Origin of the sequence: Aeromonas sp. QDB54, assembly GCF_027707385.1 — a bacterium.
GTDB classification, from domain to species: domain Bacteria; phylum Pseudomonadota; class Gammaproteobacteria; order Enterobacterales; family Aeromonadaceae; genus Aeromonas; species Aeromonas hydrophila.
Genome location: NZ_JAPCIT010000002.1, coordinates 119,613 through 131,531, shown reverse-complemented (window position 1 = coordinate 131,531; position 11,919 = coordinate 119,613). Strand labels below are relative to the sequence as shown.

At 58.0% G+C, this 11,919-nt stretch carries 18 protein-coding genes; 14 read left to right on the top strand and 4 right to left on the bottom strand.

Translation table 11 applies throughout. The annotated features are described in order from the left end of the window. Positions 1-9: 9 nt before the first annotated feature. From PG881_RS02505 to PG881_RS02445, 13 genes are all read left to right on the top strand, one after another. Positions 10-468: a hypothetical protein gene (locus PG881_RS02505; RefSeq protein ID WP_045525323.1), complete on the top strand. Its 459-nt coding sequence runs from the start codon at positions 10-12 to the stop codon at positions 466-468. Between the two features lie 66 nt (positions 469-534). Then, complete coding sequence (locus PG881_RS02500) at positions 535-711, top strand: hypothetical protein (RefSeq protein WP_160163719.1); 177 nt, start codon at positions 535-537, stop codon at positions 709-711. A 2-nt stretch (positions 712-713) separates the two neighbouring features. Beyond that, positions 714-887, top strand: coding sequence for a hypothetical protein (locus PG881_RS02495; RefSeq protein WP_228520097.1), 174 nt, complete (start codon positions 714-716; stop codon positions 885-887). After that, positions 884-1,075: a hypothetical protein gene (locus tag PG881_RS02490; RefSeq protein WP_045525318.1), complete on the top strand. Its 192-nt coding sequence runs from the start codon at positions 884-886 to the stop codon at positions 1,073-1,075. Before PG881_RS02495 ends, PG881_RS02490 begins: the two co-directional genes overlap by 4 nt. Next, a complete protein-coding gene (locus PG881_RS02485; protein WP_195879719.1) occupies positions 1,072-1,281 on the top strand; it encodes a hypothetical protein in 210 nt (69 codons plus the stop codon). Before PG881_RS02490 ends, PG881_RS02485 begins: the two co-directional genes overlap by 4 nt. Then, positions 1,278-1,694, top strand: coding sequence for a hypothetical protein (locus PG881_RS02480; RefSeq protein ID WP_270797920.1), 417 nt, complete (start codon positions 1,278-1,280; stop codon positions 1,692-1,694). Before PG881_RS02485 ends, PG881_RS02480 begins: the two co-directional genes overlap by 4 nt. Next, positions 1,691-2,227, top strand: coding sequence for a hypothetical protein (locus PG881_RS02475; RefSeq protein WP_270797919.1), 537 nt, complete (start codon positions 1,691-1,693; stop codon positions 2,225-2,227). Before PG881_RS02480 ends, PG881_RS02475 begins: the two co-directional genes overlap by 4 nt. Continuing rightward, entirely contained in the window at positions 2,224-2,760 is a 537-nt protein-coding gene (locus tag PG881_RS02470) for a DNA methyltransferase (protein WP_270797918.1), read from the top strand. Before PG881_RS02475 ends, PG881_RS02470 begins: the two co-directional genes overlap by 4 nt. Positions 2,761-3,010: 250 nt before the next feature. Further along, positions 3,011-5,341: a replication endonuclease gene (locus tag PG881_RS02465; protein ID WP_442866397.1), complete on the top strand. Its 2,331-nt coding sequence runs from the start codon at positions 3,011-3,013 to the stop codon at positions 5,339-5,341. After that, entirely contained in the window at positions 5,338-5,835 is a 498-nt protein-coding gene (locus PG881_RS02460) for a hypothetical protein (protein WP_270797917.1), read from the top strand. Before PG881_RS02465 ends, PG881_RS02460 begins: the two co-directional genes overlap by 4 nt. A gap of 2 nt (positions 5,836-5,837) precedes the next feature. Next, positions 5,838-6,065, top strand: a complete 228-nt coding sequence (locus tag PG881_RS02455) for a hypothetical protein (RefSeq protein ID WP_270797916.1) — start codon at positions 5,838-5,840, stop codon at positions 6,063-6,065. A 250-nt stretch (positions 6,066-6,315) separates the two neighbouring features. Further along, entirely contained in the window at positions 6,316-6,477 is a 162-nt protein-coding gene (locus PG881_RS02450; RefSeq protein WP_270797915.1) for a hypothetical protein, read from the top strand. After that, positions 6,474-6,806, top strand: coding sequence for a hypothetical protein (locus PG881_RS02445; protein ID WP_270797914.1), 333 nt, complete (start codon positions 6,474-6,476; stop codon positions 6,804-6,806). Before PG881_RS02450 ends, PG881_RS02445 begins: the two co-directional genes overlap by 4 nt. A 528-nt stretch (positions 6,807-7,334) precedes the next feature. Here PG881_RS02445 and PG881_RS02440 read toward each other — a convergent pair. Continuing rightward, positions 7,335-7,697: an XRE family transcriptional regulator gene (locus tag PG881_RS02440; RefSeq protein ID WP_270797913.1), complete on the bottom strand. Its 363-nt coding sequence runs from the start codon at positions 7,695-7,697 to the stop codon at positions 7,335-7,337. 416 nt (positions 7,698-8,113) lie between these two features. Between PG881_RS02440 and PG881_RS02435 the strand changes: the two genes are divergently transcribed. Then, positions 8,114-8,701 carry a hypothetical protein gene (locus PG881_RS02435; protein WP_270797912.1) on the top strand — a complete coding sequence of 196 codons (588 nt, stop codon included), beginning with the start codon at positions 8,114-8,116 and terminating at the stop codon, positions 8,699-8,701. Between the two features lie 32 nt (positions 8,702-8,733). On the opposite strand, the gene PG881_RS02430 is transcribed toward PG881_RS02435, so the two are convergent. The 3 genes from PG881_RS02430 to PG881_RS02420 all read right to left on the bottom strand — a co-directional run bounded on the left by PG881_RS02430 (position 8,734) and on the right by PG881_RS02420 (position 11,881). Then, positions 8,734-8,985 (bottom strand): ogr/Delta-like zinc finger family protein, encoded by a 252-nt coding sequence (locus tag PG881_RS02430; RefSeq protein ID WP_010636117.1) that lies wholly within the window; start codon positions 8,983-8,985, stop codon positions 8,734-8,736. A 65-nt stretch (positions 8,986-9,050) separates the two neighbouring features. Then, a complete protein-coding gene (locus tag PG881_RS02425) occupies positions 9,051-10,064 on the bottom strand; it encodes a phage portal protein (RefSeq protein WP_270797911.1) in 1,014 nt (337 codons plus the stop codon). Continuing rightward, on the bottom strand, positions 10,061-11,881 hold the full coding sequence (locus PG881_RS02420; RefSeq protein ID WP_270797910.1) for a terminase large subunit domain-containing protein: 1,821 nt from the start codon (positions 11,879-11,881) through the stop codon (positions 10,061-10,063). The genes PG881_RS02425 and PG881_RS02420 overlap by 4 nt, the downstream gene beginning before the upstream one ends. Positions 11,882-11,919: the final 38 nt, after the last annotated feature.

Genomic DNA, 11,919 nt, shown 5'->3' with positions numbered 1-11,919 from the left:
GGGAAACCCATGCAACAGACAACCATCAACCACGAAGAACGCAACCTCGCTGGCCTGACTCCGATGGAGCAGGTGGCCATGAATACCGCCGGCTGCCTGATGCTGCGTGAGTTGTTCGGTAAGACCCGTTCCAGTTTGGACACCGACTGGCTGGCCATGAGCCAAGCCAAGAAAGCGGCCATCTGTGCCATCGCCCGCCAGCCACGTGGCGAGCTGATGACAGCCACCTTGTCAGCCCTGCCCCATGCCCAACGCGAGGCGGTCAGGATGGCGGTGATCGCGCTGGAGTACCAGGGGGAGTTTCGCGGCGGTTGTGACACCAAGGTGTGGCACCCGGCACCAGTGACCAGACCGATCGGGGATATCGAGAGAGAGAAGAAGGAACGCGCCGCAAAGCTGCGCATGAAACGCGCCGTCATGGCCGCCAACCAGATGACCCAAAGCGGCCCACGAGCAATCGGGCAATAAAAAACCCGCTATCGGTGCGCCAACACCAGCGGGCTTTCATCAATCAGTTATCGACTAGGAGGTCGAATGCCAACTTTAGCCATTCTCGACACAGTGCGCAACCTGCGCCTGCAAAACCGCAAGCTGGCCCGCCTGGGCAGCCGCTACAACTCAAGCCCTGACCTGATCAATGCAGTGGAACAACCGGCCGCCATGGCATGGCGAGCGGTATGGTCATGCGTCAACAGCCGAGGGGGGATCTGATCATGTCTGCAGCTATCACTCGCCGCACCGTTCCGACCATCAAAGACGCCAGCGCCTATCTGGTGCGGCAGGGTTACACCAACTGCGGCACCACCTGGCTGCGCGGCCAGAACGGGTACGCCCGCATGGAGCGCATGACCTCTGGCGCGATCCGCATCATCGAGGGGGTGGCATGAAAAAGCTGTTCCACCCCATCACCCCGCAGGCGGCTTTGGCCGATTTGGCAGAGCTGCCACATCGCATCAAGGCAAATACATACAACACCAAGCGCGGCCCAGAGGGCCGCAATCTACGCGAGCAGGCCCGCCAGCAGCTGCGTTGGCTCAAGGTGTTCCGCTCAATGAACGGGAGGGCCAGCGCATGAGCTTCGATGCAATCCATATCGCCAAGCGCGCCGAAAAGGCAGTGCTGCCGCTGCTGACCGAACTGCTGGCCACCGGCGAGCAGGAAAACCGGATCGCCCTGGGCGATCTCTACTCGGGGGATGAGTACATCCAGGTGCAACTGGTCGTGACCAGCCGTCCTGCCGATCTGCTCGATGACGACTCAGTGATGGGGGACGAAGCATGACACGTGAAGAGATAAGCCGACTGCTGGCGCTGGAGCCGATGGTTAGCACCACTGATTTGCTGGATGCACTGTGGAAAGCGGCAGATGCACTGGTCGCGGAAGGAGAGCCGATCGAAGGCGACAGGTACTTAATCTTGGAGGGGATCGACAGCATCGGGGGGATGTGGCGTGACCTGCAGGAATATGCCGCCGGGGGGGAGGTAGATCTCATCTCGCGCATCACGGTATTTCTCGACTCGGGCGAGGTGGCCAGTTGGTTTGCTGAAATGACATCTGATGGTGGGGTTCGCAGCAGTCTGTATAGGGAGGCTGCCATGATCCTGCTGGCGCTGCATGGTCTGATGGCGCTGGCCGCAGAAGCGCAAGCCGAAGCTGCCTATGTAGACCGCGACGATGAGGAGTGTCTGGCATGAGCAACGACCTGATGTTCCTTCGCTTGTTTAACGAGTTCGCGGCCGCAAACCCACAGGCTGCTGATGAATGGCTGTTCGTAGAGGGGAAAAGCGCTTTTACGTGGGATCTCGAAGAAGAGCGGCTGGTATTCCAGCCGCAAGACGATGCCGCTCAGGAGCCGGTTGATGACCTGCTGCCGTTTATGGATAACCCGTTCTTTATTGGCGTTGATATGGCCTCTGGCCCTGATGAAACCGTGTTTAGCAAGCCAATGGCCAAGGAGCCGATCCGCCCTAATCGCCTGAGCGTTATCCGCATTAGCTTCTTTGTGCTGTGCCAAGACTGCCTGCGCCTCTCCATCTACTCCAGAGAGAAGCACGGCGAGCAAGAGTTCTGCCAATGCGGCGGCCAGTGGTGCGGCTGTGAAAACTGCAACGAACAAGCGCTCCTGCTGCTGAGCGGCGAGCGTGATCAAAACAAACTGGGCCTGCAAGTGCCGATCTCAAGCTGGTCACCGGTGAACGGCTGCACGGTGGTAGGGGGTGCGGCATGAGCAGCACCACCGGCAACACCATCGAGCGTGAGCTCTATCCGACCCCAGAAAGTGCAGTGGCTGCGCTGATGCGCTGCATTAACTTCCGCCATGACGACATCTTTATGGAGCCGTGCCGCGCAGAAGGGAACATCTATAACCCTGTGCCACTTCCTGCTGAACAGAAGGAGTGGGCGGAAATCAGCCAAGGTCGTGACTATTTGGAATGGGATTTTGGCCGCAAGTTTGACGTCATCATCACCAACCCACCGTTCTCGCTGACAGAGGAGTTTCTGAAAAAGAGCCTGTCTGAGCTCGCGCCTGACGGCACCTTGATTTACCTGCAACGGGTTAACTTCCTGGGCAGCAAGAAGCGGGTGCCGTTCTGGGCTGAGATTGGCTTTCCGAACAAAACCCCGATCCTGGTTCCGCGCCCACGCTTTGTGAATGGCGGGTCTGACTCTTGCGAATACAGCTGGTTTATCTGGGACAAGGGGAGCCGAGTTGCCTTACCAGATGGTCTGAGCCACCTCATAGCAGTGGAGGCCGCATGAACTACCGCCTGATATCAGAAATGGAAAGGGATTTGGGTTGGTGGTGGGAAGACCTGCGCGGCGCTAGTGCACGCCTGCGCGGGTATCAGCGCCAGCTCATCGAGTGCCGCCAGCTATCGCCTCGACCACGGGCCACCATAGCGCTGACACTTCGCCAGTGCGCCGCAACCCGCCGGATGTGCGCCCACACAACCCTCGTTATCAAGGCCCGCCGTTGCGGCCTGAGTTCGCTGTTAGGTTCCGCTGCACAATGACCAACAAACAAAAAACAGGGCCAGCCGCCGAGGCTGGCCAACTTGGTTTTGCCATATCTCGCCTGCCCACGCCAAAGCGCAACCAGCTGCCGCTCTCTAAAAAGGCCCTGCGGTCGCGCATCGATGCGCTCGCCAACTCGATGCCGGGCACCAAGCTGGATGCCGCCTTTGTCGGCACCCCTGGTGAATACGATCTGGTCTGGGCGGTGCAGTTGCTCGATGGCCTATCCATGCAGTTCACGCAGGTGCTGTTCAAGCAGTACGTGCGCCGCCGCAAAGATGGAACCGCCCGCAACTGCCGTAGCGCAAATATCTGGCTGCGGGAGCGGGTTAAGTGGGTTCGCTCTCTGGTAATGGCGCTGCCGGTCGATGCCCACCACCTGCGTGATGATGACGGCCGCAAGCGGGTCGCCCACCAGTTCGCCAACCAGACGGCCGCCATCTGGAAAAATATCGAGCAGAACGCCACCGCCGGTGAACTGGATCTGATGGAGACATGGGAAGCCATCAAGCAGCCTGCAGACCAGTGGGGCTTTATCGGCAAGATGCCGGAGTTCAAAACCCGAGAGGCGCGGGATAACTGGATCATGAGCGTCATGGTGCGCCTGCTCTCTGCCAAGTGGTGGGAGAGGCGCGTCAACCGTTGCTGGGATCGCCTGCAAGAGCACATCGCCATTCTGTTGGGCAAGGTGCGCAAGGGCGTTTCTGCCTACGTCTCGAACGCCACCATGAAGGTGGTGCGCGAGCGTAAGCGGGCCATGATGCGCTGGCTGGCCGAGTCGGAAGTGATGAACGAGCAGCACGACCTGGTGATCTCGATGAAGGATTGCTGGGAAGCGAGCAATGCCAACCCGGTCAACCGTCGAGCCGAGATGATGACCCGCATGCGCGGCTTTGAAGACTACGCCGAGGAGCAGGGCCACGTGGGTGTGTTCTTCACCTGGACAGCCCCCAGCCGATTCCACGCCTGGAAGACGGGCAGCAACGGCAAGACCATCGAAAATGACAAGTATCAGGGCGCCACCCCGCGCGACACCTGCGCCTATCTGGGCCAGCTCTGGAGCCGGGCCCGCTCATACCTGAAGCGCTGGGGCATGCCTATCTATGGCTTCCGTGTTTGCGAACCGCACCACGATGGCACACCGCACTGGCACATGCTGCTGTTTATGCGCAAATGCGACCGGAATGGGGTGATCGATACCCTGCAACGTTATGCCCTGACAGATGATCGGCAGGAACTGGAGCGCAGCAATCAGGGCATCCCCTTCACTGATTTTACTCCGCGCTTCGACTGGAAGGAGATCGACCCTTCCAAGGGGGACGCAACAGGCTACATCGCCGCCTATATCGCCAAGAACATCGACGGCGAGCATGTGGATGGTGATGAAGAAGCAGGCACCAAGGCAGACCTAGGTGCCCAGCATGCCTGCGCCTGGGCTAGTTGGTGGGGGATCCGCACCTTCCAGCAGATCGGCGGCGCACCGGTCGGGGTCTGGCGCGAGCTGCGCCGCATCAGCAACGCCAAGAAGCACGGCGATCTGGTCGGCCCGCCCAAGCCGGTGCTGCAAGACCCGCGCTTTGAGGCTGCCCGCTTTGCCGCGGATAACGGCATCTTTCGCTGCTACCTCCACGCCATGGGCGGCGCGATGGCTACCCGCGCCGAGCACCCCATCAGGTTGGCCCATCTCATCGAGGAGCAGGCCAACAGCTACGGCGAAGACATCAAGCGCCTGATGGGCCTGCAATCCGCTCGTCTCGGTGTGCGAACTCGCCTTACTGGTTGGGAGGTAGTGCCTGCAGGCACCTATGAAGCCGCCAAGGCCGCCAGGGGTTCGGCTTGGGGGGTTGGGGTTAAGACGGGCGACAGCCCGGCACCTTGGAGCTCTGACAATAACTGTACGCAGCCGGATCCTGAGGCGTTCGCGGATCAGTTGATGGCAGAGCAATGGGGTTTATCACCCTTCTCTATCGGGCGTTTGCGCTCAGGCGCCAGCGTTCGCGCAGACGGTTTCACCCTCTGGCTTGAGAATGGTCAGGTGCAATCGAGCCGAGCGATGCCAAGCGAGCCGGACTGGGTGCCAGATGGCCAGTCGCCAGCCGAGCCGAACCAACCGGATGAGTACGCGGTACCGGAAGGCGATCAGGACTGGCCGATGCTGGTTGAGCTTTGCGGCAAGGTCTACCAGGCACAGGGCCATACCGGTACCCGCAGCTGGATAGAGATGCTGCCGGAGCCCTATCAGTCAGAGATGTGGCGGGTACTGGAGGGGCTGGATGTGCCGGAGTGGATGCAAGAAGAGAACGACTACAGCGAGGAGTGGGCATGAACACGAACAGCAAACAGACCGTCAGCCGGGAAGAGTACCGCAGCCTGGATAATCGGGTGACCTGCATCCTGCAGCAGCGCTGGCCAGCCAAGGAAATCAGCCAGTGGGTGGGGATGCTCAAGGGCAAACAGCAGTCCGTAGCCTGCGCCATCCTGCGCCGCCGGCACCCTCGTCCAACATCGCTGGCCCTGCCGGCCATCGCCGCCGAGGTACCGAACCCGTTTCAGGCCAGAGCCAACCGCGCCACCGTACCGGTGCTGACCGCAGATGGCCGATCTGTTGGCCGCCGCCATATCGTGGACGGGCTCACCCCTGTGGCCATCGACCAGAGCGGCACAATCCGGTGCGCCGTCACCGGCCGCACCCTCTTTATCGCACCGGGCAGCCCCATCGACCGAGCCAATCCGGGCGCCGCCGAACAGCTCAATCCAACATACCGGCCAGCACTGCACCAGGTAGTGGTCGACCACCGTCAAATCGAAACAGGAGCGTAACCATGGACATGAAAGCTTTTCAGGCACTTGAGACGGTGCAAGAGCGGGCACGGTACCTGCTGCAACAAGAGATCACTACCAAGGTCGATATCGTGGATCTGACTCCAGTAGCGCGGGCGTGTATTGGGGATATTAGCCTGCCGATAGTAGGTGCAGAGGGCGAGACTGATGAACAGGTGATCGCCAAAGCCAAGGCATGGTTGCAGGAAACTGCCGGGGGTGAGGAATGAGAGACCCCCGCAAACATCCAGTACCTGGTGACGTGCTCACCCGCTTCGGTACCACCAGGGAAGTGAAGGCCACCAAGCAGAACGAACGCGGCACCGTCACCCATGTGGTATACGGCCATCCAACATCTGACAATCCATCGGTCGAGACTACGGTATCCAGCTGGCGGGCATGGGCCAAGCTAGATGCCATGGTCGTCAGGGAGGGCGCGGCATGATTAGGCTCACAGATACCAAAGGGAGAAGTCACGCAGTGAGCGTTGCCGCTATCTACAGAGTCAGCGAACCATCAAGTTGCAGCCAGTGGAATGGTATCCATGCCTATGTCTATCTGTCCGATGGAGAAGTGATCGAAGCGAAAGAACGTGTGGACACAATACTGCAGCAGATTGCCGCAGAGGAAGGCGAAGCATGAACCCTGCCACCAAACGCAAGCAGGCCCAGCGGGCCAGACGCGCAGCGCTGGGCATTAAGCGGGTGGAGGTGGCGCTCTCAGAACGGGAGCGCCAGCAGCTGGATCACCTTTGCATTGCCAGGGCAGGGAGCGGAGAGCCATACAGTGCAGACGAATTCATCAGCACCCTGATCCGGCGGGACTGGGAACGCTGGTTGGAACAGGAGGCAAATCTGAGCACCACCACCTGCCAGCACTGTGGCAACAGACTACCGGTGGGCTGTCGCGGAACCTACAGGGGCGAGTCGGCCTGCTGGCTCACATCAGGAGAAAAAGACATCGCGTTATAACGGAACCAAAGGAGCCTCAAAAAATTGAGGCTCTGTTTATTAAAAAAGCACAATTTCAAATAATGCAGAAAAACGTAACATACGTTATGCGCTTCAAACTGAACTCCAGTTGATGCGTTTCATCCCAAAATGAACTCTGGTTTATATTTAACGCCCCAAACTGCATTGTGTTATCTACAAAACGGGGTTTATTTGGCATTCGCTATCTCAAAACTAGATTTAAGTTTATCCCGCCAGCGAAATATATTTCACCACAATTGCTAGGATGTTCAGCGTTACGTAACGCATTGAGTAATCTTTATTTTTCTTAAAAATAAGTGCTGTGAGCAAACGAAGGAAACTCGATTGAGAAGCCTGATAGAAATATATTGACCAGAAAGTGGCAGCATGGATACCATACCGCCACGTCAATCCCTCAAACAAAAATCCAGCCATGCTGGAGGGGATTTTATTACCAAATTACTGGCGGACTATGTGACCGGCTTGGTCAGTGACTTAACCACCAGGCTACCAGGAGCACCGATGACATCAGCGATAACAGGCCATGGCACCGGCCCGAACGGCGAGCAACCAATCAATTTCATCCTCGCTCAGGGCCATCAATTGATCCCGCTGCGGGCTCTGGTGGTGTCCAATCAGCCAGTCACCAGGGGGAAGCAGGTGAGAGACAGGGATCCCGAGATGGATACAGATAGCGGCAGCGTGCTCAAGATCGAAAAAGGCGCGGGTCTGGTCATCCAGCCAGCGGCCAACAGTAGCCGGCGCCACATCAATGATCTTGCCTGTGGCACTGTTCGTGAGGCCATGCCTTTTCAGCACGGCTTTGGTGGTGCTTTTTGCGCGATCCACATAGGCCCGGGCGGACCGGGCTGGATTTGTCTTTCTTTTCATGGGGCGCCTCCGGCAGGTGCCCGTGCTCGGGGTCATGGTGACTGTCAGATCTGACAGGTGTTTATGCATACATATGAAAAATCTAGTCGGCGATCGTCGAGATATGCAATCCGGTTATAGATAAAATCATCAGGTCTAACCAGTAGTAGGAGGCAGTGTGCAGACGGGGATTCAAACAGAGATTTACAGTTCAATCAGGGATATAGCACGGATAACACCTGATTTGGAAATCGAGGATAGAGAAGGAATGTGCCGTGCTATCGCCACACTATGCGAATTGGGAATTCGCTTAGAAGAACAAGAGAAAAAGCCTGTTAACTGAATAGTGACCGGTCACGCGCCAGGGACGGCTGTAGTTTGGTAGGATAGGTGCGAGCATGTCCCCTCCCTGAACCAAACCATAGGCAAAACCAAATATGAAAAAAAAGATTAAAAACCCAACACCTGATGAGGCCACATGGTACGACCATCAACAACTTCTTTTTTGGCTTAGGGCTTGCCTCAGGAATGCTGACGTATATTTGACGTCAAGCAGGTCAGTAAAAGAAACATTTGAAAAAATGTTTTCCGGTGGACTAGAAACGATGATCCGATATAAAGGTGAACATCAAGAATGCTCCGATAAAACAGCGCTAGATGCTTACCATTTTGTTGTCGTGACTGGGAACTTGCTCCGCCTTCTCAAAAGAGCTCAGTATCTCTTTCCAGCAATACAACCTCCTTACAGCAGAGCCAGGCACCTGCTTTCAGAAGGTAAAGACCTGCGTGATATGATAGAACACGCCCACGGAAATGACGGATATCTAGTTGGTGGTGGACGTCATAGCGATAAATTTGTTCGTAGTGACTCACCAAAGCAAGGAATTTCTGCCGACGCCATCTCAACTGTCATTGATGAGCGCGGCCACTGGCTAGGAGGGAGACTCTGTGTAGAGCTTGTAGTAGATGAAGTTTTGGAAATCTATTATGCAGCACAAAAAATACCTGCGCCGGAAGCAGAATGATTGGCTAAAAAAGACGAAGAGGATTAGGGGCGCTATTGCGCCCCCAGTCCTTCCAGTACCAACTGCCGACCTTCTGGTGTCAACGAACTCATCAAACTGAGCACCAACTGGTTCGTGGTCTTGGCTGACGGGCTCAGGGTATGAGCAAACGACAGACAGGCCACCCAGGAATGGCCACACTCGGCGTCAGTACACTGGCAATAGAGATCAGATACATCATCGCTCAGCCGATTGGTCTTGGTAATGCGGCCCCTCTGGCCACACACTTTGCAATAAACCCGCATCACCCCTCCCGATAAATCTAAAATCCAACCTATAGATTGCATCTTACCCCAAAAGGACTGTTTTTTTATACAGCAGAACCTATCGTTTCCCGAAAATCGACCCAAAGGGATCGAGGGAGTCCAGCCCCATTGATGGAATCCCGCAGCAGCTCACACAACGGCAGCACTTCGTTCCGGGCATAGGTAGCATCGTACTTCTCGGGGTCCCCCAAGCCTCCGCCGCCATTGGCCGGGATTATGCCGGCCAGCGCCGCCGGAAAGCGGTGGCTGGTCAGTACATCCTGGGCGGTGATCCCCTTGATGGCTGCGAACTCGTCCTTGGTCGCAATATCCCCAACCGGGATCAGCTTGATGCCATCGGGCTTGCCTTCCGGGATATTGACGAACATGGAACGGAAGTTACCCACCCCCTTGCTGTTGGCGATCATCTCCTTCATCTCTTTTTCAGTGTCATCGTCCATGTTCGGGTCGGTAGCATAGAAGATGAACCCCATGTGGGCGCCGTTGAGGAAGTATTTGCGGCGGAACAGAGTGGCGTCCTGGTTGAGCAGGGCAGACTGCAAGCCACCCAGGTAATCAGGCATGCCATAGACTTGCTGTTCCGGGTCGTACTGGGCCAGCCAGATCACATCCTCCGGCCGGTAAATCAGGTTCGGCTTGCCCAGCTGCAGGTAAACAAAGCAGCCATCCTCGCGCCGGCGCAGATAGACGCTCGAGAGCGGGTGCAGCCCGACCACCTGGCCGAAGGCGTTGCGCAGCTTGAGCAGGCCCGCATCCCCGAACTGCAGGTAGTTGTGAGCAAAGGCGGTGACGGTGCTGCGCTGATTGGTAAAGCGGCCCGCCACCATATTGCGCCGCGCCATCAAAATGGCTCCGTGGTGAGCGTTGGCCCGCGCCACCTTTGCCAGCCCCTTGCGGTCGATGGGCGGCTGGTAATACTCGCCATAGGGGTTGTAGAAAACCCCGGTATAATCTGTCATCCATGCCGTGGGGTCGATGGCCTCCGGCATGCTGAACGCTACCGTTCCGCTCTTGGTTGGAGTGGCCACCTCGGCCGGTTGCTGCTGTTGTTTGGTCATGCTGCCTTCTTAACTTCGCTGGTTGTCCAGGTGGATTTACGTTTGCGGTTGGTATCGAGCGGCTCATTGGCCACGGCGTGGGCGATGGCAAAAAATACGTCTGCGTGTCCGGTCACATTGTCTCGGGCAGCCCTGAACGTCATCTGGCCGCCACCGGTGGTGCTGCGCTTGATGGCCAGGAACGCCAGCGGGATATCCCGATCCGAGCTGTCCCACTCGATGCGGTTGGCCTCCACTACGTCGATCATCTTGAGTACCAGCCGCGACTTGCTCTCGATGCTGTAGTTGATGGGGTGGCACACCCCTTTGAATACCGGCTTAAGCAGGTCATATACCCCTGAGCCAATGCCGGACACATCGACCCCCAGATACGTGACCCTAAACTTCTTGGCGATCCGCTCGATCTCCTGCGCCTGATACTGGAAGTTGAGCCCGCGCCAGTAGTGCTTTTCCAGCACCCGGAACCGCTCGCCGGCGACAGTGGGCGGGGCGACCACCACCAGTGTGGCGTTGTCGCGGGTGCGGCTCGGGTCGTAGCCCATCCACACCTCGCGCCGGCCAAACGGGTCGGGCCGCCCGGGCTTGTAGTCCTCCCAGCGGCTGGGGTCTACCCCTGCCCGCTCCATATCCTGGAACTTGAACACCGACAGGGCATCGTCGATAAACCGGCACATGTAGAGGCGATCGAACACCTCCTCCGGGTACTCGTCCTTGAGCTCCTCGATGTCGATGAGGTTGCAACCAAGGCGAATGGCATCCTCGATGGTAATGACGTAACGCCACTGCCGATCAGGGCAAATGCGGCCGCCGTCGCGCAGATCATCTTCACCAGGGAAATCGATGGCCACCCGGCTCGGTCGCTGGCCCTTCCAACGATCCCCAGTCCAGAACCGGTACGCCTCGTGAACCTTGCTCGATGGCGTTGAAAAGTAGGTCTTGCGCCAGCGGCTCTGGGTCGCCATGGCGCTGGCCACATCCGAGAGCTTCTCGAAGTTGGGGATCCAGAAATACTCGTCGATGTAGACGTTGCCGGAACGGGACTGGGCGCTGTTGGAGTTGGTCGAGCAGAAGTGCAGCTCGGCCCCGTTCGACAGCACAATGGGGTTACCGGTCAGGGTGACACCGAGGAAGGTCTGGGCAATCTTGCAGATGTAGGAGCGGAACACCTCTGCCTGGGCGCGGGTGGCTGACAGGAATATCTGATTGCCGCCGGTCAGTACCGCATCTTCCAGCGCCTCACCGGCGAAGTAGTAGGTCATGCCGATCTGGCGTGACTTCAATATGTTGCGGGTGCGCGGCAGTGCCGGGTCGTTCTTGGCCTCGCGGCAGCGCAGCTGATAGCCGAACAAGGTACCAAGCCACTCGGCAAAGTCTGCCTCGGTGAGGTGGCCGATCTCGTTCTTGCCCTTCTTGCCGCCCTTCCCTTTGCGGCCACCGCCATCATGCCCGCCCCTGCTGCGCGGGGAACGGTCGGGGGAAGGCTCGTCACCGGATTCACGGCGGGCGGTCAGCGCCTGCTGGCGCTCGGCCCACTTGAGTGCCTTCTCTTTCAGGCTGACATGGTGCCCGACCAGTCGGTCGATTTCGTCGAGTTCTTCGGGGGTTTTCTTCTCTCGGCCCAGCAGAGAGTGCAGGCGGCGGGCAATGGCATCCTCTACCGCCTCTTCGGTCAGCAGGTCACGCCAGCCGTACTTCTCGGCCCAGAAGTAGACTACCCTGCAGGAGTTAAGGCCAAGTTCGTCCTTGATCTCCTGGGGTGTCCAGCGCTTAAGATAAAGCCCCCGCGCAGCATTGCGGATCTCTTCGGGATACGCCACGGCGCCTCCATCTTGTGAATGATGGCGCCATCATAGCC

What these genes read in the sequence shown, in the direction of transcription:
- PG881_RS02505 (WP_045525323.1), top strand. Translation starts at nt 10, where the DNA reads ATGCAACAGACAACCATCAACCACGAAGAACGCAACCTCGCTGGCCTG.
- PG881_RS02500 (WP_160163719.1), top strand. Translation starts at nt 535, where the DNA reads ATGCCAACTTTAGCCATTCTCGACACAGTGCGCAACCTGCGCCTGCAA.
- PG881_RS02495 (WP_228520097.1), top strand. Translation starts at nt 714, where the DNA reads ATGTCTGCAGCTATCACTCGCCGCACCGTTCCGACCATCAAAGACGCC.
- PG881_RS02490 (WP_045525318.1), top strand. Translation starts at nt 884, where the DNA reads ATGAAAAAGCTGTTCCACCCCATCACCCCGCAGGCGGCTTTGGCCGAT.
- PG881_RS02485 (WP_195879719.1), top strand. Translation starts at nt 1,072, where the DNA reads ATGAGCTTCGATGCAATCCATATCGCCAAGCGCGCCGAAAAGGCAGTG.
- PG881_RS02480 (WP_270797920.1), top strand. Translation starts at nt 1,278, where the DNA reads ATGACACGTGAAGAGATAAGCCGACTGCTGGCGCTGGAGCCGATGGTT.
- PG881_RS02475 (WP_270797919.1), top strand. Translation starts at nt 1,691, where the DNA reads ATGAGCAACGACCTGATGTTCCTTCGCTTGTTTAACGAGTTCGCGGCC.
- PG881_RS02470 (WP_270797918.1), top strand. Translation starts at nt 2,224, where the DNA reads ATGAGCAGCACCACCGGCAACACCATCGAGCGTGAGCTCTATCCGACC.
- PG881_RS02465 (WP_442866397.1), top strand. Translation starts at nt 3,011, where the DNA reads ATGACCAACAAACAAAAAACAGGGCCAGCCGCCGAGGCTGGCCAACTT.
- PG881_RS02460 (WP_270797917.1), top strand. Translation starts at nt 5,338, where the DNA reads ATGAACACGAACAGCAAACAGACCGTCAGCCGGGAAGAGTACCGCAGC.
- PG881_RS02455 (WP_270797916.1), top strand. Translation starts at nt 5,838, where the DNA reads ATGGACATGAAAGCTTTTCAGGCACTTGAGACGGTGCAAGAGCGGGCA.
- PG881_RS02445 (WP_270797914.1), top strand. Translation starts at nt 6,474, where the DNA reads ATGAACCCTGCCACCAAACGCAAGCAGGCCCAGCGGGCCAGACGCGCA.
- PG881_RS02440 (WP_270797913.1), bottom strand. Translation starts at nt 7,697, where the DNA reads ATGAAAAGAAAGACAAATCCAGCCCGGTCCGCCCGGGCCTATGTGGAT.
- PG881_RS02435 (WP_270797912.1), top strand. Translation starts at nt 8,114, where the DNA reads ATGAAAAAAAAGATTAAAAACCCAACACCTGATGAGGCCACATGGTAC.
- PG881_RS02430 (WP_010636117.1), bottom strand. Translation starts at nt 8,985, where the DNA reads ATGCGGGTTTATTGCAAAGTGTGTGGCCAGAGGGGCCGCATTACCAAG.
- PG881_RS02425 (WP_270797911.1), bottom strand. Translation starts at nt 10,064, where the DNA reads ATGACCAAACAACAGCAGCAACCGGCCGAGGTGGCCACTCCAACCAAG.